The organism is Halocynthiibacter sp., from assembly GCF_049608145.1.
Taxonomy (GTDB): domain Bacteria; phylum Pseudomonadota; class Alphaproteobacteria; order Rhodobacterales; family Rhodobacteraceae; genus Halocynthiibacter.
In genome coordinates this window covers 1-24,419 of the sequence record NZ_JBMYXF010000035.1, presented here as the reverse complement: position 1 = coordinate 24,419, position 24,419 = coordinate 1, and the positions used below count along the sequence as shown (strand labels likewise).

The 24,419-nt window shown below is 55.7% G+C and carries 19 protein-coding genes; 7 read left to right on the top strand and 12 right to left on the bottom strand.

Features of this window, described 5'->3' with window-relative positions; genetic code table 11:
- Nucleotides 1-27 precede the first annotated feature (27 nt).
- Nucleotides 28-774, bottom strand: coding sequence for a YgfZ/GcvT domain-containing protein (locus ACPGUT_RS11095; protein ID WP_423991346.1), 747 nt, complete (start codon nt 772-774; stop codon nt 28-30).
- 51 nt (nt 775-825) lie between these two features.
- On the opposite strand from ACPGUT_RS11095, the gene ACPGUT_RS11090 reads away from it, so the two are divergent.
- Nucleotides 826-1,503 carry a TIGR04283 family arsenosugar biosynthesis glycosyltransferase gene (locus tag ACPGUT_RS11090; RefSeq protein WP_423991344.1) on the top strand — a complete coding sequence of 226 codons (678 nt, stop codon included), beginning with the start codon at nt 826-828 and terminating at the stop codon, nt 1,501-1,503.
- Nucleotides 1,504-1,636: 133 nt separating this feature from the next.
- Here the strand turns inward: ACPGUT_RS11090 and ACPGUT_RS11085 are convergent, their stop codons facing one another.
- Nucleotides 1,637-3,544 (bottom strand): ABC transporter ATP-binding protein, encoded by a 1,908-nt coding sequence (locus tag ACPGUT_RS11085; RefSeq protein ID WP_423991342.1) that lies wholly within the window; start codon nt 3,542-3,544, stop codon nt 1,637-1,639.
- A gap of 10 nt (nt 3,545-3,554) precedes the next feature.
- Between ACPGUT_RS11085 and ACPGUT_RS11080 the strand changes: the two genes are divergently transcribed.
- From ACPGUT_RS11080 to ACPGUT_RS11070, 3 genes are all read left to right on the top strand, one after another.
- On the top strand, nt 3,555-4,772 hold the full coding sequence (locus ACPGUT_RS11080) for a pyridoxal-phosphate-dependent aminotransferase family protein (RefSeq protein WP_423991340.1): 1,218 nt from the start codon (nt 3,555-3,557) through the stop codon (nt 4,770-4,772).
- A gap of 73 nt (nt 4,773-4,845) precedes the next feature.
- Nucleotides 4,846-5,655 carry a ChaN family lipoprotein gene (locus tag ACPGUT_RS11075; protein WP_423991338.1) on the top strand — a complete coding sequence of 270 codons (810 nt, stop codon included), beginning with the start codon at nt 4,846-4,848 and terminating at the stop codon, nt 5,653-5,655.
- Between the two features lie 66 nt (nt 5,656-5,721).
- Entirely contained in the window at nt 5,722-6,705 is a 984-nt protein-coding gene (locus ACPGUT_RS11070) for an NADPH:quinone reductase (protein ID WP_423991336.1), read from the top strand.
- Here ACPGUT_RS11070 and ACPGUT_RS11065 read toward each other — a convergent pair.
- From ACPGUT_RS11065 to ACPGUT_RS11045, 5 genes are all read right to left on the bottom strand, one after another.
- Complete coding sequence (locus ACPGUT_RS11065; RefSeq protein ID WP_423991334.1) at nt 6,694-7,815, bottom strand: pyridoxal phosphate-dependent aminotransferase; 1,122 nt, start codon at nt 7,813-7,815, stop codon at nt 6,694-6,696. The two genes, ACPGUT_RS11070 and ACPGUT_RS11065, sit on opposite strands and share 12 nt — an antisense overlap.
- A 121-nt stretch (nt 7,816-7,936) precedes the next feature.
- Nucleotides 7,937-11,035 carry a valine--tRNA ligase gene (locus tag ACPGUT_RS11060; RefSeq protein ID WP_423991332.1) on the bottom strand — a complete coding sequence of 1,033 codons (3,099 nt, stop codon included), beginning with the start codon at nt 11,033-11,035 and terminating at the stop codon, nt 7,937-7,939.
- Nucleotides 11,036-11,240: 205 nt separating this feature from the next.
- Nucleotides 11,241-12,011, bottom strand: a complete 771-nt coding sequence (locus ACPGUT_RS11055; protein ID WP_423991330.1) for an anti-sigma factor family protein — start codon at nt 12,009-12,011, stop codon at nt 11,241-11,243.
- Nucleotides 12,011-12,514, bottom strand: a complete 504-nt coding sequence (locus ACPGUT_RS11050) for a sigma-70 family RNA polymerase sigma factor (protein WP_423991328.1) — start codon at nt 12,512-12,514, stop codon at nt 12,011-12,013. Before ACPGUT_RS11050 ends, ACPGUT_RS11055 begins: the two co-directional genes overlap by 1 nt.
- A 58-nt stretch (nt 12,515-12,572) precedes the next feature.
- Nucleotides 12,573-12,950, bottom strand: a complete 378-nt coding sequence (locus ACPGUT_RS11045) for a hypothetical protein (protein ID WP_423991326.1) — start codon at nt 12,948-12,950, stop codon at nt 12,573-12,575.
- 199 nt (nt 12,951-13,149) lie between these two features.
- Between ACPGUT_RS11045 and ACPGUT_RS11040 the strand changes: the two genes are divergently transcribed.
- The 3 genes from ACPGUT_RS11040 (at nt 13,150) to ACPGUT_RS11030 (ending at nt 17,428) form a co-directional block, all read left to right on the top strand.
- Complete coding sequence (locus tag ACPGUT_RS11040; protein ID WP_423991324.1) at nt 13,150-15,456, top strand: xanthine dehydrogenase family protein molybdopterin-binding subunit; 2,307 nt, start codon at nt 13,150-13,152, stop codon at nt 15,454-15,456.
- A gap of 12 nt (nt 15,457-15,468) precedes the next feature.
- Nucleotides 15,469-16,632 (top strand): DUF2235 domain-containing protein, encoded by a 1,164-nt coding sequence (locus ACPGUT_RS11035; RefSeq protein ID WP_423991322.1) that lies wholly within the window; start codon nt 15,469-15,471, stop codon nt 16,630-16,632.
- 127 nt (nt 16,633-16,759) lie between these two features.
- Complete coding sequence (locus ACPGUT_RS11030; protein WP_423991320.1) at nt 16,760-17,428, top strand: phytanoyl-CoA dioxygenase family protein; 669 nt, start codon at nt 16,760-16,762, stop codon at nt 17,426-17,428.
- 26 nt (nt 17,429-17,454) lie between these two features.
- On the opposite strand, the gene ACPGUT_RS11025 is transcribed toward ACPGUT_RS11030, so the two are convergent.
- From ACPGUT_RS11025 to ACPGUT_RS11005, 5 genes are read right to left on the bottom strand one after another with little or no spacing between them, the layout of a single operon-like run.
- The gene (locus tag ACPGUT_RS11025; protein ID WP_423991318.1) at nt 17,455-17,946 is read right to left on the bottom strand and encodes a PaaI family thioesterase; all 492 of its coding nucleotides are present in this window, start codon (nt 17,944-17,946) and stop codon (nt 17,455-17,457) included.
- Nucleotides 17,947-17,991: 45 nt separating this feature from the next.
- Nucleotides 17,992-19,263, bottom strand: coding sequence for an NAD(P)/FAD-dependent oxidoreductase (locus ACPGUT_RS11020; protein ID WP_423991316.1), 1,272 nt, complete (start codon nt 19,261-19,263; stop codon nt 17,992-17,994).
- Nucleotides 19,260-20,285, bottom strand: coding sequence for an Ldh family oxidoreductase (locus ACPGUT_RS11015; protein WP_423991314.1), 1,026 nt, complete (start codon nt 20,283-20,285; stop codon nt 19,260-19,262). The genes ACPGUT_RS11020 and ACPGUT_RS11015 overlap by 4 nt, the downstream gene beginning before the upstream one ends.
- A 53-nt stretch (nt 20,286-20,338) precedes the next feature.
- Entirely contained in the window at nt 20,339-21,847 is a 1,509-nt protein-coding gene (locus tag ACPGUT_RS11010) for a trimethylamine methyltransferase family protein (protein WP_423991312.1), read from the bottom strand.
- A gap of 23 nt (nt 21,848-21,870) precedes the next feature.
- Nucleotides 21,871-24,300: a GcvT family protein gene (locus ACPGUT_RS11005; protein ID WP_423991310.1), complete on the bottom strand. Its 2,430-nt coding sequence runs from the start codon at nt 24,298-24,300 to the stop codon at nt 21,871-21,873.
- Nucleotides 24,301-24,419: the final 119 nt, after the last annotated feature.

Sequence of the window (24,419 nt, the reverse complement as noted above, 5' to 3'; positions counted from 1 at the left end):
GACGAAAGCGCCGCTTCGGGCGTTGTCTCAGTTGACCAACGTCACTGTTGCGGCGCCTGCGACCATACCGTCTTTGGCACGGTCGAACCGCAGATAGGCAATCGCCTGATTGCCTGCGCGGCTGTGTAGGGTGCCGACAGGTTTGCCGTTCAATGTGATCTCCGCGCCTGGTTCTGCATCGCCTTCTACGGTCACGCGGGCGAGACCTTTGCGCAATTCGGTTTTATATTTCATCCGGGCAACGATTTCCTGACCGATGAAGCACCCTTTTTTGAAATCAACGCCGTTCAGGCGTTCAAATCCAACCTCAAGAATATAAGTATCCGGTGTCAGTTCAATCCCAGTTTCTGGGATCAAATGTTCAACACGCAGGGCCGTTTGATCTGGGGCAGGGGCCAGGCCCGTTGCATCCCCATATGCACGCCAGCCAAGGGCTGCATGGCGCGGATCCATATCTGCATCTGCAGGGGCATCACCGTATCCCGTCAGGACAGAAAGATCGGCATCTTCGAAGTGTACATCTGCACGCAGGCGGTACATGGTCAGGCGTTGGGTCAGTCTGGCTGCAAGATCTTCAGCCACGTCAATCAACAGGCTGTCGGGCAGAGATTTTACAAAGAAATCTGCCAGATATTTCCCCTGTGGAGTCAGCAGTGCGGAATAGATCAGGCCTTCGGGTGCGATTGTATTGGTCACAAGCCCCTGGAGAAAGGTGATGCGTTCGCTGCCGGTGACCCGGATCACGCGGCGCGCAGGCTGGAAATATTTTGTCATGGCACGATCCCCGGGCTGTGTTTCTGTGTGATGCAGGATATAAGCCTTCTGATGGGAAAGAAAACACTCTCTTCGGAACTCTCTGTGATTATACCACTGCGCAATGGGGCGGATGTGCTGGATGACTGTCTGGCACAGCTGTCGGATGTGGCGCAGGTTGTGGTATCTGATGGTGGATCCACAGATGACGGTGCGACGCGAGCGCATCTGTCCGGTGCCGAAGTGGTAACAGGGGCACCTGGACGAGGCGGACAGCTGCGGCGTGGGGCGGAACATGCGCGCGGAGGCTGGCTTTTGTTTTTGCACGTGGATTCGCAACTGCCCGAAGGATGGCAAGTGCAGGTCGCGACGCATATCAATAGGCATGACACGCCCGCGGTCTTTCGGTTGCGGTTTGATGCCTCGGACTGGCAGGCGGATCTGGTGGCGGGATGGGCCAACTTACGCAGCCGGGTGTTTCAGCTGCCATATGGTGATCAGGGGCTTTTGATTTCACGCAAGGCCTATGATCAGGCCGGTGGATTTGATGATATTCCGCTGATGGAAGATGTGGCCTTGGTGCGTCGTCTGCGCAATATTACACTGTTGTCTGGGGCCATCACCACCGGGGCTGTACGCTATCAGAAACAGGGCTGGTTCAGGCGCGGGGCAGGCAATATCTGGTTGTTGATGCGTTACTTCTGCGGTGCGCAGCCTGAAGATTTGGCGCGGGCATACAACAGAAAATGAGCAGGCGATTTACCCGTACGGAGTATTCTCTGCCCTGCTTAAAGAAGTGAAAGCCCTGTGTGCAGCGGGAATGCTGCGGCGGGGGCCAGCCCCCGCACCCCCGGAGTATTTTCAGCAAGATGAAGGGGGCAGGTTAGCTGGTTTTGGGAGATTTTGATTGCAGAGCCCAGAGCCCGGCATAAATCCCGTTCTTTGCCAGAAGTTCATCATGGCTGCCTTCTTCGGCCACTCGGCCCTGATCCAAAACCACAATCTTATCCGCGTTCCGGATGGTGGACAGGCGGTGGGCAATCACAAGGGTCGTTCGACCTTTAGAAAGGGTCTCAATCGCAGCCTGAACGATGGATTCAGATTTGGTATCAAGGGCGGATGTGGCTTCATCCAGCAGCAGCACGGGGGCGTCACGCAGCAACGCGCGGGCAATTGCAATGCGCTGACGCTGACCGCCAGACAGGTTTGCACCACGGGGCCCGGCGGGGCTGTTTAAACCTTCTGGCAGGCTGTTCACGAAATCAGACACATTGGCTGCTTTTAGAGCGTTCTGCAGATGTGCATCATCGATGTTTCCCATGCCGGGCATGATGTTTTCACGAAGGGTTTCATCAAACAACAGGGCATCCTGTGCAACGGATGAAAACTGTCCGCGCAATGTTTCAAGGGACAGGGTGCTGATGTCGCTCCCGCCCAGAGTGATCTGACCGCTGTCCGGATCTGACATACGTGTCAGAACATTGAAAACAGTGCTTTTTCCTGCGCCAGATGACCCAACAAAAGCCGTGGTTTTGCCGGCCTCAGCAACACAGGTTAAGCCGCGCAGAGCGGGCATGGAACCGTAGGACAGGGTGACATTGTTGAAGTGGATTTTGGTGTCCGCGTTTTCAGGCAGATCCGTGGGGTTTTCAGGCACAGTGATGGTTGGGCGCGTGTCAAACAGGCGATAAAGTCGCTCAAGGCTGGCCGCTGCGATTTGCCAGGTGCCAGCGGCGGCGCCGAGGCGTCGCAGCGGTTGAAATGTCAGGGTCATGGCGGTGAAAAAGGCCATGAATTGGCCGACGGTTTTTTCGCCTGCTATAATTTCCTGTCCTCCGACCAGCAAAACTGCAAAGAACCCGATACCGGTGACAAAATCGACCAGTGACGGGATCGTTGCCTGACCAGCGGCTGTTTTCACTTCGGCTTTGACGATCCGATCAATAATGCCGCGAAACTGCGAAACCTGATAGCTTTCCATCTGGTTCAGTTTGATAGCGTGAATGCCGTGAAAAATCTCATCCAGTCGGGTGGAGCGCTTGCCTGCTTCTTCCCGCAGATGGCGGGTTTTGCGCCGAATATATCGTTGAAGCACCGCAGTTGGCAGGATCAGAAGTGGGACAGCGATAACCGCAACCAATGTCCAGATCGGATCAGTGATGATGGCAACAAAAAACAGACCAAACAGTGAAAAGAAATCCCGTCCGATGCCCTGAATAACCACGCGCCAGACGTTCTGAACCTGAACCGTATCCCCCTGAATGCGTTCCATCAGGGAACCAGGTGGGTTCTTGTGGAAAAACTGACTGTCCAACGTCAGAATATGGCGCAGCAGATCCACTTGCATATCGGTTGATGACCGTTGCGAGATCTGTGCCAGCATCGTTTTACTGATCAGTTCAGAAATGCCGCGCACACAAAACAGGCCAAAGATTACCCCACCAATCCACCAGATTGCGTTGGCATCTCCGCCGACAAAGACATTGTCAAACATGGGTTCCAGCATTTTTGCAAGAACGGCCAAAGATGCGCCATTGATGATCATAAGGATCGCCACCAGGGCAATTGGCCCTTTATGATATCGCAGATAATCGTTCCACAGGCGGGAAAACAGGGAACGTGATGAATAGGCGTCAGGGGAACTGGCGGGAGAGGCGATTTGGGTCACGGTCTGTCCTGTCTCGTGGAATGCCCCAGATGTAACCGCTTCGATCCCCTGGTGCAAGAACATGACCACCGCGCGGCAATTGACGTAGGGCGATCCTGGTTCTAACTCTTGTGCATTCAACATAGGAATTCTCATGTCTGATCTGAAAACCTCCCTTGCAGCGGGTCGTCATTATCTTGCCATCCCCGGGCCCTCGGTCATGCCAGATCGGGTTCTGAACGCGATGCATGCGGCGGCCCCCAATATTTATACGGGACCATTGCTGGATATGATGGATGGCTTGGTTTCTGATCTAAAGGCGGTCGCGCGCACACAGCAGAATGTGGCGATCTATGTGTCGAATGGTCATGGCGGTTGGGAAGCGTCTTTGGTGAACACTGTGACCCCAGGCGAAAAGGTGCTGGTTCTGGTGAATGGCATGTTTGGACAGGGCTGGGCGAACCATGCGACGGGTCTTGGCCTTGATGTTGAGGTGATGGATTTCGGCAAACGCGCGACCTGGGATTTTGACCGGATTTCCGCGCGTTTGACAGCGGACAACGGGGCGATCAAAGCGATCCTTTGCGCCCATGTGGATACGTCGACGTCTTATAAAAACGATATTGCGGCTCTGCGCCGGGTGTTGGATCGGGTGGGGCATGATGCGCTTTTGCTGGTGGATTGCATTGCATCAATGGGCTGTGACCGGTTTGAAATGGATGCTTGGGGGGTGGATGTGGCCGTGTCCGCCAGCCAGAAAGGTCTGATGACACCGCCGGGGATCGGGCTGGTTTGGTTCAGTGACAAGGCTGCGCAACGGCAGAAAAGCTTGAAACAGGTCTCGCCCTATTGGAACTGGGCGCCGCGCGCCAATCCTGAAGGGTTCTATCAATATTTCAACGGCACCGCCCCGACCCACCATTTGCTGGGGCTACGCGAAGCCCTGACCATGCTTGTCCATGAAGAAGGCATTGAAAATGCCTGGGCACGTCACGCGGTTCTGGCCCGTGCGGTTTGGGCGGCCTGTGGCGTTTGGGGGCAGGGTGGTCCGGTGGACATGCAGGTGCCAGATGCGGTTGATCGTGGACATGCGGTAACCGGGGTCAGCATCGGTGCGCCCAATGGCACCGCACTGCGCGATTGGCTCAGCGAAAATCTGGGTGTGACCCTTGGCATTGGCCTTGGGATCGTGCCTGCGGGTGATCCGGATTGGCACGGCCATTTCCGCATTGGCCATATGGGCCATGTGAACGCGCATATGGTGCTGGGCACGCTGGGGGCGATTGACACAGGCCTAAAGGCGCTTGGCATTCCCCACGCCCAAGGTGCGTTGACAGCCGCCAGTCGCGTTTGCGCAGGGGAAATGATCTGACATCGGGCATGCAGGTTTACAATCCCGGGTGAACATATTACCTGATTAATAAAGTCAGATATTAGAGGCCGCCATGAAACATCTCTTGCTCTCCGCTGTTTTTGCCATGGGGTGTTCCACGCTCTGCCTTGCGGATGATCTGCCTGCCGCGATGCGGGATGCAGACGTGGTGTTTCTGGGGGAAATCCATGACAACCCCGATCACCACAGCCGTCAGGTTGAACTGACGAAGAATTTGCAGCCCAAGGCGATTGTCTTTGAGATGCTCACCGCAGATCAGGCGGGGCTTGCCACAGATGCTTTGCGACAGGATCTGGTTGCGTTGGAACAGGCGCTTGACTGGGCCAACACGGGCTGGCCTGATTTTTCCATGTATGGGCCTTTGTTTCAGGTGGTGCCACAAGCGCGCATCTATGGTGCGGCGGTTTTGCGTGAAGACGCGCAACACGTGATGACCGATGGTGCGGCAGGGGTGTTTGGTGCCGATGCCGAACGGTTTGGTCTGAACCTGCCGCTGCCCGCAGATCAGCAGCAGGCGCGGGAAAGGGCACAGTTTGCCGCCCATTGTGATGCGATGCCGATGGAGATGATGGCCATGATGGTTGATTTTCAGCGCCTGCGTGATGCAAGCCTTGCACGGGCTTCGTTGAATGCATTGCGCGCCACCGGCGGGCCTGTGGTTGTGATCACGGGCAATGGGCATGCGCGTATGGATCATGGTGCGCCCTATGTTCTTGGCATCGCAAACAATGACCTGAAACAATATAGTTTCGGCCAGTTTGAACGTGTAGCGGGCGACGGGGCCAGTGTGCAATTCAACAGTTGGGACATCACAGATGCAGTGGATCGACCTGACCCCTGTGAAGCGTTTAACAGCAACTAACGCCAGGTTCTGTTTGCAAATCTTAGGGGCGGCCCTATCCTGCGGCGAAACCACGGGAGAGAGACCATGCGCGCCATTATTTATGATCGTTTCGGACCAGCGGATGAGGTCCTTTCTCTGCAGGATCTGCCTGTGCCCACCCCTGCCGAGGGCGAGGTGCTGGTCCGCCTGAAAACCTCTGGTGTGAACCCCTCTGATATTCGTGCCAGGGCCGGGGGCCGTCCAGGGGTGACAAAGCCACCCTTTCCTCAGATTACCCCCCATAGCGATGGGGCCGGTGTGATCGAAGCTGTTGGCAAAGGTGTTTCAGAAACGCGTGTTGGCGAACGGGTCTGGATCCGCAATGGTCAATGGCAGCGTGGCTTTGGTACGGCGGCAGATTATATTGCTTTGCCGGCGGATCTGGCGGTGATCTTGCCGGATCACATCAGTTTTGAACAAGGCGCGGTGCTTGGCATTCCGGCGCTGACTGCGGTGCATGCGGTGCTGGGCGGTGGATCTGTTGCAGGCAAGACCGTGTTGATCAGCGGCGGCGCGGGGACAGTCGGGCGCATTGCTGTGCAGGTGGCAAAAGCGTCCGGTGCGCGGGTTTTGACCACGGCGCGCCCGGCGGCACATGCGGATCTTGCGGCGCTTGGGGCAGAGGTTTTTGATTACAGCGCACCGGATCTGGCAGACCAGATTTTGACGGCGACACAGGGCGCTCTGGTGGATCGGATCGTCGAAGTGGAATTTGGCAAAAACGCCGAAACAAATGCTCGGGTGATCACAGAACGCGGCACGATTGCGGCCTTCGGATCAGCCCTTGATATGGCGCCTGTCATGCCGTTTTACCCCCTGATGTTTAAGGCGGTGAATATCGATCTGGTGCTGGTCTATCTGCTGTCCACCCAGGAAAGTGAAGCCGCGATTAAAAATCTCACAGATCTTCTGATGCGGGATGCGCTGGATCTGCGGATCTCTGACGTGTTGCCGTTGGAAGAGTGTGCAAAGGCCCATGACATGATCGCCACAGGCCAGCGCACCGGTTCGGTTGTGTTATCGATCTAACTGTGCGGCTTTTAGGGCATCGGGCAGGGCTTTGGCGAACAGATCAAGTTCTGTCACTGGCCCGGCGGATACGCGGATGCAGCGGTTTTGCGGTTCAGAGAAAGGCATGCGAATAAAGACACCTCGCTTGCCCAATTCGGACACAACCCGCGCTGCAAAAGCCCCATCATGGCCGCAGTCGATGGCGACAAAATTGGTGGCCGAAGGCAGGGGCGTCAGGTTGTTTTCTGTGGCGATGGCTTCGATGGTTTTGCGGGCCGCTGCAACGTGATCTAGGGTTTGTGTCAGGTAATCCTGATCCTGCAAAGCCGCCAATGCACCGGCCTGTGCTGCGCGGTTCATACCGAAATGATTGCGAATTTTGTTAAAGGCCATGATGATCTCTGGGGTGGAAATCCCATATCCCACACGTGCGCCAGCCATGCCGTAAGCTTTTGAAAATGTGCGAAAACGGATGACGCGGGGATCTGTGGTGTTGATGGTCGGGGCTGTGCCGTCCGGGGCGAATTCAACATATGCTTCGTCCAGCACCAACAGCGCGCCCTCGGGCACATTGTCAATCATCTGTTGAATGGTCTCCGCAGAATGCCAGGTCCCCATGGGGTTGTCGGGATTGGCGATATAGATCAGTTTCGCCCCGACCTCGCGTGCTGTTTCAATCAGTGCCATCGGATCTTCGTGATCACCTTTGTAAGGCACTTTATGCAGAATGCCGCCAAAGCCCGCGACATGGTAGTTGAATGTCGGGTAAGCGCCGTCTGATGTGACAACTGAATCGCCCTCGCCGATGAACAGCCGCACGAGATAGCCCAAAAGCCCGTCGATGCCTTCGCCGATCATAATGTTGTCCGGTGCTATATTGTGGTGTTCCGCCAGCGCCTGACGCAGATCATGGCTTTCGGGGTCGGCGTATTTCCAGATCTCGCCTGCCTCAAGCTGCATTGCCGCAATGGCTTTGGGCGAGGGACCAAAGCCCAGTTCATTCGCGCCAAGGCGGGCATCAAAAGCATTGCCGCGCGCACGTTCCTGGGCCTCGGGGCCAACAAAGGGGACGGAGGCAGGCAAAGTGGCGGCAAGCGGCGTGAGGCGGGGATCGGTTTTATCTGTCATATTGGCAGATTATCGAAATGTCTTAGTGGGGGCCAGCCCCCACACCCCCGGAGTATTTCAGCAAGATGAAAAGAAAAATGCCCGGTTGAAGCCGGGCGTTCTACGTTCAGTTTTTGCAGGTTCAGCCGATTTCTCTGAGGCGGGCGAGGGCTGTGTTGATGGTTGCCTCTTCTTCCTCACGCAGGGCCAGGTTTTCGCGGGTTTCTGCGACGACCTCTGCCGGGGCGCTGTCTGCGAACTTTGGATTCTTGAGACGGCCACGTAGACCGCCCAGTTCCTTTGCAAGTTTTTGCAGGCCTTTTTCAAGGCGCGCAATTTCTGCATCCACATCAATGATATCCGCCAAAGGCAGCGCGAATGTGCCACCATCCACAGGCACGGGGCTTGCGCCTTTTGGCAGCTCAGCCATTTCTGTGATGCTGTCGATACGGGCAAGCTTTTTGATGATCACTTCGTTATTCGCCAAGGCTGTGCGACCTTTGTCATCAAGCGCATGCTGGATCACAGGGATCTTTAGGCCCGCAGGCACACGCATCTGCGCACGCGCTGAACGCACACCATCAATCAGCGAAATCACCCAGTTCATTTCACGATCTGCATCCGCGTCGATCATGTCCAACGTGGTTTCCGGCCAATCCGCATGGATCAGCGGTTTCGCACGTGTGGCGGTCAAGCCCCACAATTCTTCCGTTATGAACGGCATGATCGGGTGCAGCATGATCATCGCCTGATCCAGCGTCCAGGCCAGCGTCGCTTTGGTTTCGGCTTTCAGAGCCTCATCATCACTGTTCAACAGCGGTTTTGAAAACTCGATATACCAGTCGCAGACCTTGCCGCGCGTAAAGGCATACAGCGCCTGTGCCGCGTCATTGAAACGGAAACTTTCAAAGGCCGCATCAACTTCGGCGCGCACGCGGGCCACTTCACCGATGATCCATTTGTTCAGGGCCGCGCTTGTCTTGGGCGGCGTGGCGGATGGGGTATAGCCTTCATAAGCGCCCACATGGGTCAGCGCGAAGGAGACAGAGTTCCACAGTTTCGTGCCGAAATTACGGTAACCTTCGATGCGCGATGTATCCAGTTTCAACGTGCCACCAAGGCTGGCCATCGCGGCAGAGGCAAAGCGCAATGCATCCGCGCCGTATTCGTCGATCAGTTCCAGCGGATCAATGACATTGCCAACGGATTTGGACATTTTCTTGCCCTTAGCGTCGCGGACAAGCCCGTGCAGATAGACGGTGTCGAATGGGTTCTGGCCGACAACGGCCTGCTGCATCATCATCATGCGCGCCACCCAGAAGAACAGGATGTCCTGTCCCGTGATCAGCGTGGAGGTCGGGAAATATGTGTCATATTCCGGCGTGTCTTCGGGCCAGCCCAGCGTGCCAATGGGCCAAAGGCCGGAGGAGAACCAAGTGTCAAGAACGTCGGGGTCGCGTACAATATCGATATCTAATATTGTTCCATCATCAGCGAACCCCCAAGAGGAGCCGGAGACAGCAGGATTGCGACCAGAACTTGCCTGCAAACGAGAAATCGCATCATCTGGAGATGAGGTTGGATAGATTTTAACTTGGCTACCAAGTTGGTCCCGGTAGTAAGTTTCGGCTTGCAGCTTTGCTTCGGTTTCGTTTGAGGCACAGAACTCTTTGCGATCTAATGCAGATAGCTTTCCATTCTCATCAATTTTGGGCCCGAACCAAACCGGGATCTGGTGGCCCCACCAGAGTTGGCGAGAGATGCACCAGGGCTCGATATTGTCCAGCCAGTGGTAGAAGACCTTTTCGCCGCTTTCGGGGATGATTTTAACTTGACCATTGCGCACAGAGTCCAGCGCCGGGCCGACGATTTCCTTGGCGTCCACAAACCACTGATCGGTGAACATCGGTTCAATCACCACTTTGGAACGATCACCAAAGGGCTGCATGATGGGTTTGTTTTCAACATAAGCAACTGTCTCGGTCACTTGGATCTTATTGCCGTCCTCATCCTTTTCTTCACGGGTGACCTCATGCATCACGGCAAGGCCCTCAGCGGTGATCTGATCGACCACAGCCTTACGCGCGTCAAATCGATCCATGCCGCGCAGCTCTTCCGGCACAAGGTTGATCGCATCCACGGAATTTTCGGTGAACTCGGCACCCTTGGCCAGGGCCTGCGCCTTTGCGCTTTCCTCACCATAAGGGGCACCATCCGCGCGCATCGCACCTTTGGTGTCCATCAGGCGATACATCGGAATGCCGCCGCGTTTGGCAACCTGGAAATCGTTAAAGTCATGCGCGCCGGTGATCTTCACGGCACCAGAGCCGAAATCCTTATCCGGGTATTCATCGGTGATGATCGGGATCAGGCGGCGGTGTTCTTTTGGCCCAACAGGGATCTCACACAGTTTGCCAACGATGGAGGCATACCGTTCATCCGATGGATGCACCGCAACCGCGCCGTCACCCAGCATGGTTTCCGGGCGGGTGGTGGCGATGGAAATGTAATCGCGGGTCTCGCGCAGGGTGATGTTGCCGTCTTCGTCTTTCTCGACATATTCGTAAGTCACACCATCGGCCAGCGGGTATTTGAAGTGCCACATGTGACCGGGGGTTTCGATGTTCTCGACCTCAAGATCAGAAATCGCGGTTTCAAAATGCGGATCCCAGTTGACCAGACGTTTGCCGCGATAGATCAGACCTTTATTGTACATCTCAACAAAGACTTTGATCACGGCGTCATGGAAGTTTGGCGCGCCTTTGCCCAGTTCAGGGTCGCCCGCAGCGCCGCCCATGGTGAAGGCTTCGCGGGACCAATCGGCGCTTGCGCCAAGACGTTTTAGCTGACCAATGATGTTGCCGCGGGATTTGACCTTTTGCTGCCAGACGCGATCCAGGAATTTCTCGCGGCCCATTTCGCGACGGGTTTCTTCGCCATTGGCGGCCATTTCACGTTCGGTCACCATCTGGGTTGCGATGCCCGCGTGATCGGTGCCCGGCTGCCACAGAACATCAAAGCCCTGCATGCGTTTCCAGCGGATCAAAATATCTTGCAACGTGTTGTTAAAAGCGTGCCCCATGTGCAGGGCGCCCGTGACGTTGGGCGGGGGGATCATGATGGTGTAGGGATCAGCGCCCTCGCGTTTGTTCGCACCGGCTTTGAATGCGCCATCGGTTTCCCATTTCGCATAGATTTCCGCTTCGCGTTTGCCCGCGTCAAAGTTCTTTTCCATCGCCATGTCAGGCCGTCCCATCGTCACTGAATTCTGTTGTGATCCGTCTAAACAATGAGGGCGCAAAGGGCAATGGTTGCGGTTACGCATGTCTTAAGGCCGCGCGCGCTGTGTATGCATAAGATATGCATAGACTGTGCATGGGATGTGTATGCGGAATTTATGCGCTTTTTGGCGCGCCGAATAACCGAAAAGGGTGGGGGCGGCGTCTCTAACCAGCGGTCAGTTGATCAAAGACATCCGTTGCAAGCGCGCTTAGGTCATCCCGGGCGATATCACCCACCAAAGCATATCTCAGGTTCTGGTCCTGCCAGTAGAAACTATTGGTTTCACCGTTGTTTTCAAAGCGAAATTCAGCCATGCGCCCATTGTCACCACGCACAGCCATCAGGGTGATGCGCGTGCCTGCGGCGTTTTCATACATGAACTGCGCGGCGGGCCCTTCTGAGACAGCCAATAGCCGTCCGCCGACCAGTTCGAACCCCTTGTTTTCAAGGTTCGGAGCTATCATTTGCTGTCCGACACGATTTGACAACCACCGGATCAAAAGCGCTTCTTCTGAGGCCGCTATTTCAACCGGGCGATGGGGATCTGCGGCATAAACCGCATGGGCCGTGATGGCTTCCTGCACCAAAGACGCTGTAATCACAGTGTGTGAAGCGGGCGTGTTTTCCCCCCGCAAGATCCAGCCCCCGCTTGCACCGATCACAAGCAAAACAAGTGCTGCGGCGATCTGAATTAGGACAGATTTTGGGGCGGCGTTCACATTGGCTGTGCCTGCTTTAGGTTCACGCATTTCATACTCGGACTGTGGGAAAATCTCTTTGATGTCAGCATTTTGCGCCATCCAGTCCGCGATCTCTTCAGCCCGATCTGGGTTTTCATTTAGCCAGGTTTCCACAAATGCGCTGTCTTTTTCAGACAGTTGCCCATCCACAAAAGCATGTAATATGTCGTCAGTGATCATGTCGGATCTGTCCATCACCGCGCCTCTTCTTTCAGTGTTTTGCGCAAGGCTGCGCGTGCCCGTCCCAACCGGGACATAAGGGTGCCTATGGGCAGGGCCAGGCATTCTGCGGCCTCTTTATAGGACATGCCACTTAAGACAACGGTCAGCAGGGCTTCGCGTTGGTCCTCTGGCAGGTGTTCAATAGCGCGGGCCGTATCCGCCAGATCAAGACGCGCATGCAGCACATCCGGTGCAGCGGTTTGCAGGATTTCCGGGTCACCGCCTGCGGATTGCGGGCGGCTTTGGGCGGCACGGATCTGATTGCGATGCAGATTGATCAACATGGTGATCAACCATGGGCGCATTCCGGATTTATCCGCTTGATACAGACGATGTTTTCGCAGGGCCCGTTCGGCGCAATCCTGGGTCAGATCATCTGCGGCGGCCGCATTTCGCGTCAAGCCAAGGGCCACACGCCGCAAAATGGGCAAGTGGGCTTTCAGCTCATTCTGAAATGTCAGTCGGGCGGCGCTCAAAGGGGGAACCTGTGTTGTTTCGGGACAAGGGCGCCCCGAAACAATGCTATGCGCCGGATCAGGGGCGTGCAAGATGCCAGACACCTTTTACGCCATCGCCGGTCTGATCGCCTGGCTCAACGTCATTCTTCCACAGATACAAAGGCGCGCCTTCATGGGCCCACTGACGGGACCCATCTGCGCGGGTAATGATCGTGAACGCATCATGGTCTGCATCATCGGCACCAGCAAACAGCGGGGGCCAGGCAACAGCACAAGGACCATTACAAGCGGATGCTTCAGCGGTGTCCGGGTCAAACGTGTACAGGGACATGCCATTTGCATCCGCCAGTACGCCGTCAACAACTTGGATGCCGGCGACCATATGGCCGTCAGAAAACGCAGCGGTGACGGTTGTCAGAGATATCAGGAAAGCAGCGGTCAGAGATTTATACATTTCAAATCCTTTGTTGCGGGGCCCATGTGTGAGGATGAGACCCCGCTGGTTGGTAGGTGGTATAAAGGAAACACGCGGGCATCCGGTTTTAATCCCGGAGAAATTAAAAATAATTCGGATCTGGCGGGGGAATGGCTCTGGACAAGTGGCTGCACAGGACTAGGCTGATTGCAGGCCCCTCATGTGCGAAAGATATACCATGGAAAAATTCGGCAAAAGCCAGCCCGTCAAGCGGGTGGAAGATCTTCGTTTTCTCACGGGGCAGGGGCGTTATGTAGATGACATCAGGCCGGATGCTGCACTGACTGCGTATTTCTTCCGCACACCTGTGGCCCATGCGCATATCACCACACCGGATTTGTCTGAGGCGCGTGACATGCCTGGTGTGCAACTGGTCTGGTCGCTTGCGGATTTGGAAGCACAAGGGGTGAAACCCGGTCTGCCCGGCGCTGTTGTGCAAAACCGCGATGGTACGGATGGGGCTGCACCTGAACGCCCGGCGCTGGCACGTGACCGTGTGCGTCACGTAGGCGAAGCCATTGTTCTAATTGTTGCGGATACTTTGGAACAGGCGCGCGATGCGGCAGAAGTGATTGATCTCGAATTTGAAGAACTTGATCCGCATCTGGGACTGGCCCCTGGTGGAACGGATCTGCATCCCGAAGCCCCACAAAACATCGCATTTGATTGGGGTTTGGGGGATAAAGCCGCCACAGAGACCGCCTTTGCAAAGGCCCATCGCATCGTAAAGCTGGATGTGCCGGATCAACGCATTATCGTCAACGCCATGGAACCCCGGGGCTGTTACGCTGAACCTGATCCGGTTGCCCCCGGACGGCTGCATTTTGCCGTGAATGGCCAAGGTGTTTGGGGCATGCAACGTGATCTTTCCAAAGCGCTGGGCATGACAAAGGAAGATATCCGGGTGACCAATCCTGATGTGGGTGGTGGTTTTGGTATGAAGGCCATGCATTATCCGGAATACATCCCGGTTGCTGCGGCGGCGCGTTATCTGAAACGCCCGGTGGCTTGGATGGCGGATCGCGTGGAAAGCATGCTGACAGATACGGCGGGGCGCGATCTGACCTCGACCTGTGAACTTGCTTTTGATGAAAACCACCGGATTCAAGCCTATCGCGTGACAAGCATTGCCAACATGGGGGCTTATAATTCAGGTTTCGCCCAACCCATCCAGACGCAGCTGTTTTCCCGTGTATTGATGGGCACCTATGATTGTCAGACAACCTGGCTGCAGGTGACTGGAATTTATACCAACACCACCTGCGTTGATGCCTATCGCGGGGCGGGGCGGCCCGAGGCAATCTATGCGCTGGAACGCACGATGGACCGTGCCGCACGGGAACTTGGCGTTGATCCCTGGGAGTTGCGCCGTATCAATTTCATCCGCAAAGATCAGTTCCCTTATAAGGCCGCAACTGGTGAAACCTATGACGTGGGTGATTTTCAGAAGGTCTTGGATCGCTCCGCACGGGAAAGTGATCAGACGGGATTTGTAGCACGAAAAACCGCATCCGAAGCCGCCGGAAAGCTGCGCGGACGGGGGCTGTGTTATTATATTGAATCGATCCTAGGGGATCCATCAGAAACCTCTCGTGTGGTCTTTACGCCGGATGGCCGGGCAGAGCTTTATGTCGGGACACAAAGTAATGGCCAAGGGCATGAAACGGTCTATGCTCAGTTCCTGAGCGACCAGAGCGGCATTCCCGTGGATCATATCCAGGTGGTGCAGGGCGACAGTGATCAAATCCGACAGGGGGGCGGTACGGGTGGATCACGTTCTGGAACAGTTCAGAATGCTGCCACGCTTGAATGTGTGGATGTTATGGTTGCTGCGCTGATGTCTTATGTATGTGAAAAAATGGGTGTTTCTGTTGGTGAGCTGACATTTGATCATGAAGTTTTTCGCGCGCCTGGCAGCAATGAAACACCCGATCTACTGACGGTTGCGGCTTGGGCCCGTGATGATGGGCGTGAAGATCTGCTTGCCCATGAAGCCCGCATCACATTGCCCGCGCGTAGTTTTCCCAATGGCGCCCATGTGGCCGAGGCCGAAATAGACCCCGAAACAGGTGTTGTCACTATTGATCGATATTCTGTGGTGGATGACTTTGGTAATCTTCTTAACCCAATGGTGGTAGAAGGACAGGTGCATGGTGGTGTGGCCCAAGGTTTGGGTCAGGCGATTTGTGAACAGGCTGGTTTTGATGATCAGGGTCAGTTGATCACAGCATCGTTTATGGATTACGCCATGCCGCGTGCTGATATAATACCGTATATCGGTTTCGTGAATGAACCCACGCCATCAACCTATAATCCGATGGGGATGAAAGGGTGTGGCGAGGCCGGGACTGTCGGATCAATGGCGGCGGTGGCGAATGCGGTGCAAGATGCGCTTTGGGAGAACGGAGTGCGTCAAGCGGACATGCCGTTCACACCTCTGCGCGTCTGGGAGATGCTTGAGAATGCTTCTGGTGACAGAACATAGAATGAAAACCTGATGTCGGTGCTGCAACGCATTTCAAACTGGCTGCGCCCGTCTTCCTGGCGCAGTGACACACCAGCCGTTGCGCGGCGCGGGCCGGTGAATCATGTGGTGATTATTGATGGTACAATGTCGTCGCTGCATCCTGAATGCCATACCAATGCGGCGATCACATATAAGCTGTTGCGGGAACAAGCACCGGCCGCGGATATGACGCTGTTTTATGGCGCGGGGGTGCAATGGAAATCCTGGCGTGACACAGCGGATGTGATCCGGGGACGTGGGATCAATCGCCAGATACGGGCCGCTTATGGCCATCTTGCGTCTAAGTATCGCCCTGGCGATAAGATCTTTTTGTTTGGCTATTCGCGTGGGGCTTTCGCGGCACGATCCCTTGCCGGGGTGATTGATCGGATCGGATTGTTGCGGCCGTCAGAAGCCACAGAACGCAATATTCGTCAGGCCTACCGTCATTACGAATGTGCACCAGGATCAGAAGTGGCAAAGGCGTTTGCGCGCCTGCATTGTCATGAGATACCTGTCGAAATTGAGATGATCGGCGTTTGGGATACGGTTAAAGCGCTGGGCTTTCGTGCACCTTTGATCTGGCGTTTTGTGCCGGATGTCTATGAGTTTCACAACCACACTTTGGGGACATCGGTGCGCCATGGTTATCATGCGCTGGCTCTGGATGAAACACGTCAGGCCTTTGCACCGGTTCTTTGGGATACGCCCGGGGACTGGCAAGGCAATGTGGAACAGATGTGGTTCAAGGGCGCGCATGGGGACATCGGGGGCCAATTGGGACATCATGAAGAAAGCCGGGGTCTGTCTAATATTCCATTGATCTGGGTGCTGGGCCGGGCAGAGGCATTGAGTCTGCGATTTCCGGAAGGCTGGCGGGCACGTTTTCCCCGTGACCCTGAGGCCCCTGCAATCGGGTCTTACAAAGGATGGGGGAAGTTGTTTCTGAACCGCCGCCGTCGGCTGGTCGGGCGGGATGTGTCAGAGGTTTTGCACGACAGCACTGTTGGTCATAAACCTGCTGCAAGGATTCTGCGGGCGGATCTGGTGGAACAAATCTCTGGCGAAACATCTGTCGTGCATGATGGAGATCGCAATGGGCCCTATGCCACACGTAGTTTGCCGCGCAATGAGGCTCTTGATGGGCAGGCTTGAGACGTGAGAGGCAGCCTGCCGGGGAGGCTCCCGCCCCTTTTACAACAGCAGAGCTGTCGTAAAAGCGTTGGGCGTGGCGCGCTGCGCGCGCGGGCGTGAAGATGTAAGCGTTTAAGGAAATTTATGCATGGATAATTCAGAGCACAGCCGGCAGAATTTTGATCACCTGGGGTGGTTGATGCTGCGCGGGGCCGTTTCATCTGAGCATGTGCAACGTCTGAAGAATGCGGCAGGGGCTAATGGGCGTCCGGGGGTGCGAGAAGCGCCCGAAAATGCGCTTGGGCAGGCGATTGATACATCGGGTGTGATTGACCTTCTTCAGGGGATTTGGCCTAGTATGCGTTTGGTGCGATTATTGTCGTTTGATAAGTCAGCTGAGGCCAATTGGGGTGTGCCCTGGCACCAGGATCGGGTGATTTCAGTTGTGGATCGGGCCGAGGTGCCGGGCTTTACGAATTGGTCGTGCAAAGGGGGAACTTGGCATTGTGAACCGCCCGAAGAACTTTTGCAGCAGATGTTGTTTGTACGTTTGCATTTGGATGACAATTGTTCAGAAAACGGAGCCATGCAGATCGTTCCGGGCAGTCATTCACTGGGGAAAGTGCCTGTAAGTGACGTTGGGACACGGACGTACGAAGGAAAACCTAAGGTGATAGAGGCGCGGGCCGGAGATATCTTGGTTTTGAAAATGCTGACGCTGCACGGATCCGAACCTGCCCAGACCCCGACACGCCGTCGGGTGCTGAGGTTGGACTTTGCACCATTTGAATTGCCGCATCCGCTTGCTTGGGCGTAGCTTTGAGTGATCTTCATCACGCCCTTTCAGGGACGTTGCGGTTTCATGATGATACAGGTGGTGGAGCCGGTCGCATAGAGCTTGCCATCTTTGACACCACGCAATTCACCGCGTGAAATGCCAGTAGAACGACCAGCGTGTTGGGTTTCGCCGATGGCCTCGACTTCAACGCCCAGGGGAATGCCACGGTTGATATTTATCTTATATTCCAACGTTGTATAAATTGACCCTTTGGGAACTTCGGTCATCACCGCGCAGGCCATACAACTGTCCAGGATCGTGCCGTACCAGCCCCCGTGTACTGTTGACATTGGGTTTGTCAGGTCAAATTCAGGTGTTCCGCGAAAGACAACGCGCCCCTGTTCCACACTGTGCAGATGAAATCCCATGGTGCGGCCAATGGGCGGGCCAGACAGTTTGCCCGCAAGAATATCTTGCATGAATTCAAGACCGGAACGCGAAAAAAGATCGTTTTCGGTGGGCATCTCAGTGGCAGAGTTTGCGATAAATGACGGCATGGGATCCTCGGTGCTTTTTGTCAGAAAGCCATGGTGCCTTTGCAATTACAACCGTAACGCCGGGTCGCGATGTGCAGGGTCAAACCGGGACGGGGAAAACATGGATATATCTTCTTCGGATGGTACACCGGCCACAATATCTGACACAATCCGTCCCGTGGTCGCCCCAAGCGTTAGGCCAAGTTGCCCATGTCCGGTTGCAAAAATAACATTTTTTAACCTTGGTGTACGGCCAATCACCGGACGTGTGTCTGGAGTGAAGGGGCGGCGGCCCATGCGGCGTTCGCGTTGGTCTGTACACAGGCCTGGTAGAACCCGTTGTGCGCGTTCAACCAAAACATCGGCGCGCCGCCAATCAGGGGCAGCGTTTTCGCCTGCAAATTCAATTGTACCCGCGACAGCCAACCCGCAACTATATGGCGTGATCCCAAACCCGCCCGAGGGATAGAACACCGTATGTTTCAGATCGCTGTTGCTGTCGCCCAGAAGGGTGGCATAGCCCATTAGGCCTTCCATCTGCAAAGGCACATTCAGGATTTTCCCAAGCCGTTTTGACGCCACGCCTGCTGCGATGACCACTTCGTCGGTTTGAATTTCCGTACCATCAGTGCAAAGCACAGCCATGACGCGCTGATCCTCACGTTTGAAATTGGTGACTGCTTGCGAAATGCACCGCCCACCGCGCTGAAGAAACGTCTGCTGCAGTTTCTGGATCAAAAGCACAGGATCGGTGACGAAACTCCAGTCGTGCAGAATGGATGCATGTTGAAAGTTAGGCGCAATCGCGGGGTCCATATCATGGGCGTCCTGCCCCGAGATGTCATCAATCTTGCATCCCAATTCCCGTGCCAGTCCAAAGGCCGCGCCCATCGTTGCTTTGTCGTGGTCATTGTCGAAAAGCTTGATCACGGGGCGTTCAATCAGCAAATCCGGCGCCCCGATGTCCTGCAGTTGAGTTTTGAAATCTGCCGTGGATGCGAATGTGAGGGTTGCCAGATCTGCTGCAATAGCCCGCATACGTGAGGGCAGGGAATTTAAAGTGAAACGGGTAAACCAGGGCAGCAAGCGCAGGGCGGAAGAGGGCCGCAGGGACAGGGGGGCTTTGGGGTTGATCAGCCAGCCCGGCACTTTCATCAGCATGCCGGGTTGTGACAGCGGGACGATCTCGCCAACGGCGATGCAGCCACAGGATGCCCAGCTTGCGCCTTCACCAATCGGGCCGGGGTCAATGACTGTGACATCATGGCCCGCGGCCTGAAGAGAGAGGGCGCAGGACATGCCCACGACCCCACCGCCTGCAACTGTGATCTTTTTCATTTGGCCCCGTTTATGATGATGTTGATTTGGTCCAGGACGTCTCGGGCAACGGAAACACCACTGTCCTGTGAATTTTTGCGGTTTTTCAAGCGGCCATCGCCTGGAATGCGGGCATCGCCATTGTCGGTGATTTCAGCACAGATCCGGGTGATGTAATCATTGAACATTGGGTTTCCGAAACGCGCGGGGTCTATGGCGATCACGGTGGACCCACCTTTGATATTCAGGGCGTCGTGGGCTTCGCGATCCGCGTTATCCACGGACAAATTACCACCGGCAAGCGCCGCACCCAGAACTTCGACCAGGAAGGCAATCGCGGCCCCCTTATGTTCGCCAAAGGGCAACAGGCTGCGGGTTTCAAGGATCGCATCTGGATCCGTTGTTTTCTCACCATCCGGCGCAAGTCCTGCGGGATAGGGCAAGGCATGACCTTCGGCTGCAGCCATTTTGATGTCCATCAATGCAACGGTTGAAGAAGCCTGATCCCAGACAATCGGAGCCTCACCTTCGCGAGGGCATGCGAATGCCATCGGGTTGGTGCCAAAGACCGGGCGCACGCCGCCCTGTGGCACCACCATGGACAGGGAATTGATCACGCCAATAGCAATAAGCCCGGCTTCGGCTAGGGGTTCAACATCAAACCGCAGCCCGCCCAGATGGTGGCAATTGTGACAGGAAAACGCGGCGATCCCGTTCTGGCGCGCCATTTCAATCAGCTGATCACGGGCCAGATCTGCGGCAGGTTGATAGTAACCATTGTCCGCATCTGCATGCAGTGCGCCAGCAGCGTTACGGGTGATTTTTGGTGTCGCGTCGGGGTTGGCATAACCTGAAGTAAAGCTTTGTGCATAAACCGGTAACATCCGCAAACCATGGCTACGCGGGCCGTCGCGTTCAGAACGCGTAACGATATCTGCCAGCACACTCCGGGCATGATCTGTAACGCCACAGGTGCTGAAAACTGCATCCGCCAATTCTGTAACCAGCTGCAAAGAAAGGTTTTCTGTTGTTGTGCTGCTCATGATGTTGCCCTTCGGAGTTGCCCCCGGGATTATTCCGGGGGATGTGTACAATTTTACACGCTATATTCAGCGCGCTTCTTTGCGACAAATTCATCCAAAGCGCCGCGTTGGTCAACGGGCATCGGGGGTTGAACGTAATTATCAAGGATACGTTTGGCCTCGATATTGCCCACAACTTCGGCAGTCTTGGCACCTTCCGCTTCCCATTGTTCAAAGCTGTCGTTGTTTTGCAGCATGTTCATATGCAGGGGATGTTCGCGGGTGTGGTCGGTGCCAAGGAAATGGCCGCCGGGACCGACGTCTGCGATATCCCCTAGAAGCGCGCCTAGGTTTTCTTCCTGTAGCCCGGTAAAGAAACGGTGGAAATTTTCCAGCTGCAGAGAATCCTGCACCCATTTGGAATAACTGACGCCAAGCGCCCCCTCAAGAAACCCTGCGGAATGCACGATGTAATTGCAGCCCCCCAAAAGCACAGGCCACATGCTGTTGGCGGTGTCATATCCGGCCTGAAGATCAGGGGATTTTGAACCGGTCCACATCGTGCAGCTGCGCCACGGCACTTTATAGAACCGCGCCATTTGGCCCACGAGCAGGTTCATCAGGCCCGGTTCAGGGGACCCCATCATGGGCGCACCGGTTTTCATAGAAACGCCCATAATCGCCACACCCAGCACCATCGGGCAGCCTTTGCGAATGATCTGGCTATAGGCCATGCCTGCAAGGCTTTCGGCAATCAGAAGCGCAACGCCACCTTGCGGCGAAGCAGGTGTGCTGGCGCCTGCAAGAACGAAGGGCGACAGAAGGCAGGGCTGGTTTGCCGCTGCATAAACACGCAGGCTTTCCAGCATGGTTTCATCCCAGACCAGCGGCGTGTTGCAGTTCAGAAGGGAGGTCAGAACGACGTTGTTATCAACGAAATCTTCGCCGAAAACGATCTGTGCCATTTTCACGGTGTCCCGCGCGGCTGTTTCCGACAGGACGGACCCTTTGATCGGTTTGTCTGTCAGAGACAGCGCGGCGTGTACCAGTTCTAAGTGGCGTTCCGGCACGGGAACGTCCTGGGGCTCAACAGGCAGGATGCCAGGCACATGCATCGCCTGGCTCATCTGACCGAGCTTGAAGAAATTATGCGCATCGGCCAATTGAGACGGACGGCGGGTGCCATCGAGATCATAGACAAATGGCGCACCATAAGCATTGGCGAAGATCGAATTTTTGCCGCCGACGTCCACCGTGCGATCGCCGTTGCGTGCGTGCAATGTGTAGGTTTCGGGCACAGTGGAAATCAGATCCATCAGCATATCACGGCCAATGCGCACCCGTTCGCCCTGCACGTCGGCCCCCGCACGCTTCCAGTCCGCAAGCGCCACGGGATCGCGGAACTCAATGCCGGTGGTTTCCAGGATGGTCATGGCGGCGTTGTGGATTTTTTCAACACCTTCCGGACCTAGCAAATCAATCGGACCAACGGCGCGGTTCAGGGTTGGCAGATAGACCGGTGCGGGATTGGTGCGGGCAGCGACCCGGCTGGCGCGGCCACCGCGTTTACGAGGCTCAGACATGGTTTTCTCCTGAAAACAGACGGTTACGCGCGCGCACGGGCGCTGGAAGGATCATGGGCGCAGATATCGATGACTTCGGCCGCGCGCATTTCATTATGCACAAACACCTGCATTTTCGTGCCCGGCGCGGTCATACCCTGCGGAACCAGCGCCATCGCGATGTCGTGATTGCAGTAATATGAGAAGCCGCCCGAGGTCACACGACCGATCAGTGTCCCGTCGCTGTAAACGCCTTCGTCAAACATCACCGATGTATCGCAGAAGGGCAGCTTCAGGGTGACAAGAACCGGGTGATCACCGCTGTTCTTTTGGGCAATCAGGGCATCTTTACCGATGAAATCACGGCCCTCCAGGGCAACGAAACGACCAAGGTCCGCCTCGTATGGTGTCAGATCCTTGCAGATTTCGCGGTTAATTGCGCGGTAGGATTTTTCCAGACGCATGGATTCCAGCGCTTCAAGACCAAAGGGTTTCACGCCCGCTTTCAGAAGCAGATCTACCAGATGGCGGTTGTAGCCGACGGGGTGGTGGATTTCCCAGCCAAGTTCGCCGGTATAGCTGACGCGCAGCAGATGCACGCCTTTGGCATAGCCGACCTCGCCCATCTGGGCGGATAGCCAGGGGAAAGCGGCGTTGGACAGATCATTGTCGGTCAGCGGTTGCAGGATCTCGCGGGCTTTGGGGCCGGCAAGGGCAATGACACCCATGTTTTCTGAAATATCTTCAAGGATCACAGATCCATCACCGGGCAGAAGCCGTTGCAACTGATCCCAGTTGTAGGACCGCCAGTTCGGGGTTGAAATCAGGTAAAAGTCATCTTCACCATAACGCACCACGGTATATTCCGCATCCATGCCACCCTGGTCATTCAGCAGCAAAGACAGGGTCATACGCCCGATTTTAGGCAGTTTATTCGCCATAAGACCATCCAGCCATGCCGCAGCCCCTGGGCCACGCACGATGAATTTCGTCATGGGCGACATTTCGATGAACCCGGCTTCTTCACGGGTGCGACGGACTTCTTCCTGCACAAGTTCCATGTGATCAGTGCGGCGGAAACTATGTTCGGGGATGGCGTCTTCCGGTGCTTTTGCAAACCAGCGCGGGAATTCATACCCATTGAAGCTGGTCCAGACCGCGCCCTGGGCGGTCAGCAGATCATAGCTGCCGACGGTTTTCATTGGGCGGGCGGCAGGGAAATCTTCGCCCGGCACATGGGCATCCATATGGGTGCCCCAGGTTTCGCGCACCTTATCCATGGTCCAGCGTTTGGACGCGTAATCCGAGAAACGGCGCGGGTCGAGCTCGGACATATCCATGCCGGGATCACCGTTGATGATCCAGCGTGACAGGCGCTCACCCACCGTGCCACCCCATAGGATCCCGCCCGGCATACCTTCTGCCAGCCAGAGATTGTCATGCCCGGGTGCCGGGCCCGCCAGCGGCAGTTCATCTGGGGTCATCTGGAAGGGGCCGCGTGTGTTGGCTTTGATCCCGACCTCGCCAAGCGTTGGCACCCGTTCAATGGCGCGTTCCCATTGGGTTTCCACGGCGTCGAAATCTTCCGGCAGCAGGTCAGCCCCGAAATCTGGCGGCACGCGATCTTCGGCAAAGAGTTTCAGATCCTTGGTGAATTCATAAGGGCCGAACTGAATGCCGCCCACGTCTTCGCGCAGATAGGCGCCGTAATCTTCATCCCTCAGAATGGGGAATTCGGGCAGACCTTCGGCTTTGCGTTCCTTCAGAAGGGGCACGGTTTCTGTTGTCCAGTACTGGTGCACAATCGGGATGCAGGGCAGGTCCAGCCCCACGCGACGGGCGTTTTCACGGGCGTAGTTGCCGGTGGCGAAAACAAGATGTTCACAGGTGATTTCGCCCTGATTGGTCACAATTTTCCAATGACCGTTTTCCAGTTTTTCATAGCTCTGCGCTTCGGTGTTCTGGTGGATTTTAGCGCCGGCATCCCGCGCCAGTTTCGCCAGCCCCATGGTGATGTCAGCGGGGTTCACATAGCCATCTTCTGTGTGCAAAATGCCACCACGGATATCATCGCTTTGGTTCAGAAGCGGGTAGATTTCTGCGATTTCTTCGGGCGTCACCAGTTTGCAGGGGACGCCTGCGGCTTCGGAAATTGAAATATAGGACTGGAATTCATCCCAGCGTTTTTCAGTGTTAGCGACGCGCAGCTGACCAACTTTGCGCAGACCGACGGAAGCGCCCAGTTTTTCCTCAACCTCAGAATAAATCCGGATGGTTTCCATCGTCATTTTGGAAACATTATGCGAGCGCACGAAAGTCACCAGTAACCCGGCAGCGTGCCAGGTGGACCCAGATGTCAGCGTGGTGCGTTCCAGCATCACGGCATCTGAACAACCGTTCTGGGTCAGGCCATAAAGGATTGATGCCCCAACGCAGCCCCCGCCAACAACAACGACTTTTGCATGTGATTTCATGGTCTGCTTCCTTTCAGAAAATAACCTGCCAGTTCACGGGTATTTCATACGCAAATCTGGGCACGGCAATTCTAAAAAAAATCATCCAGATTTACTTGAGCTAAATCAGAAAAACCTGC

Coding starts and splice junctions, on each gene's coding strand:
- ACPGUT_RS11030 (WP_423991320.1), top strand. CDS start 16,760: ATGGATAATTCAGAGCACAGCCGGCAGAATTTTGATCACCTGGGGTGG.
- ACPGUT_RS11095 (WP_423991346.1), bottom strand. CDS start 774: ATGACAAAATATTTCCAGCCTGCGCGCCGCGTGATCCGGGTCACCGGC.
- ACPGUT_RS11040 (WP_423991324.1), top strand. CDS start 13,150: ATGGAAAAATTCGGCAAAAGCCAGCCCGTCAAGCGGGTGGAAGATCTT.
- ACPGUT_RS11085 (WP_423991342.1), bottom strand. CDS start 3,544: ATGTTGAATGCACAAGAGTTAGAACCAGGATCGCCCTACGTCAATTGC.
- ACPGUT_RS11010 (WP_423991312.1), bottom strand. CDS start 21,847: ATGTCTGAGCCTCGTAAACGCGGTGGCCGCGCCAGCCGGGTCGCTGCC.
- ACPGUT_RS11020 (WP_423991316.1), bottom strand. CDS start 19,263: ATGAAAAAGATCACAGTTGCAGGCGGTGGGGTCGTGGGCATGTCCTGC.
- ACPGUT_RS11090 (WP_423991344.1), top strand. CDS start 826: ATGGGAAAGAAAACACTCTCTTCGGAACTCTCTGTGATTATACCACTG.
- ACPGUT_RS11065 (WP_423991334.1), bottom strand. CDS start 7,815: ATGACAGATAAAACCGATCCCCGCCTCACGCCGCTTGCCGCCACTTTG.
- ACPGUT_RS11055 (WP_423991330.1), bottom strand. CDS start 12,011: ATGGACAGATCCGACATGATCACTGACGACATATTACATGCTTTTGTG.
- ACPGUT_RS11025 (WP_423991318.1), bottom strand. CDS start 17,946: ATGCCGTCATTTATCGCAAACTCTGCCACTGAGATGCCCACCGAAAAC.
- ACPGUT_RS11080 (WP_423991340.1), top strand. CDS start 3,555: ATGTCTGATCTGAAAACCTCCCTTGCAGCGGGTCGTCATTATCTTGCC.
- ACPGUT_RS11015 (WP_423991314.1), bottom strand. CDS start 20,285: ATGAGCAGCACAACAACAGAAAACCTTTCTTTGCAGCTGGTTACAGAA.
- ACPGUT_RS11070 (WP_423991336.1), top strand. CDS start 5,722: ATGCGCGCCATTATTTATGATCGTTTCGGACCAGCGGATGAGGTCCTT.
- ACPGUT_RS11035 (WP_423991322.1), top strand. CDS start 15,469: ATGTCGGTGCTGCAACGCATTTCAAACTGGCTGCGCCCGTCTTCCTGG.
- ACPGUT_RS11005 (WP_423991310.1), bottom strand. CDS start 24,300: ATGAAATCACATGCAAAAGTCGTTGTTGTTGGCGGGGGCTGCGTTGGG.
- ACPGUT_RS11060 (WP_423991332.1), bottom strand. CDS start 11,035: ATGGCGATGGAAAAGAACTTTGACGCGGGCAAACGCGAAGCGGAAATC.
- ACPGUT_RS11075 (WP_423991338.1), top strand. CDS start 4,846: ATGAAACATCTCTTGCTCTCCGCTGTTTTTGCCATGGGGTGTTCCACG.
- ACPGUT_RS11045 (WP_423991326.1), bottom strand. CDS start 12,950: ATGTATAAATCTCTGACCGCTGCTTTCCTGATATCTCTGACAACCGTC.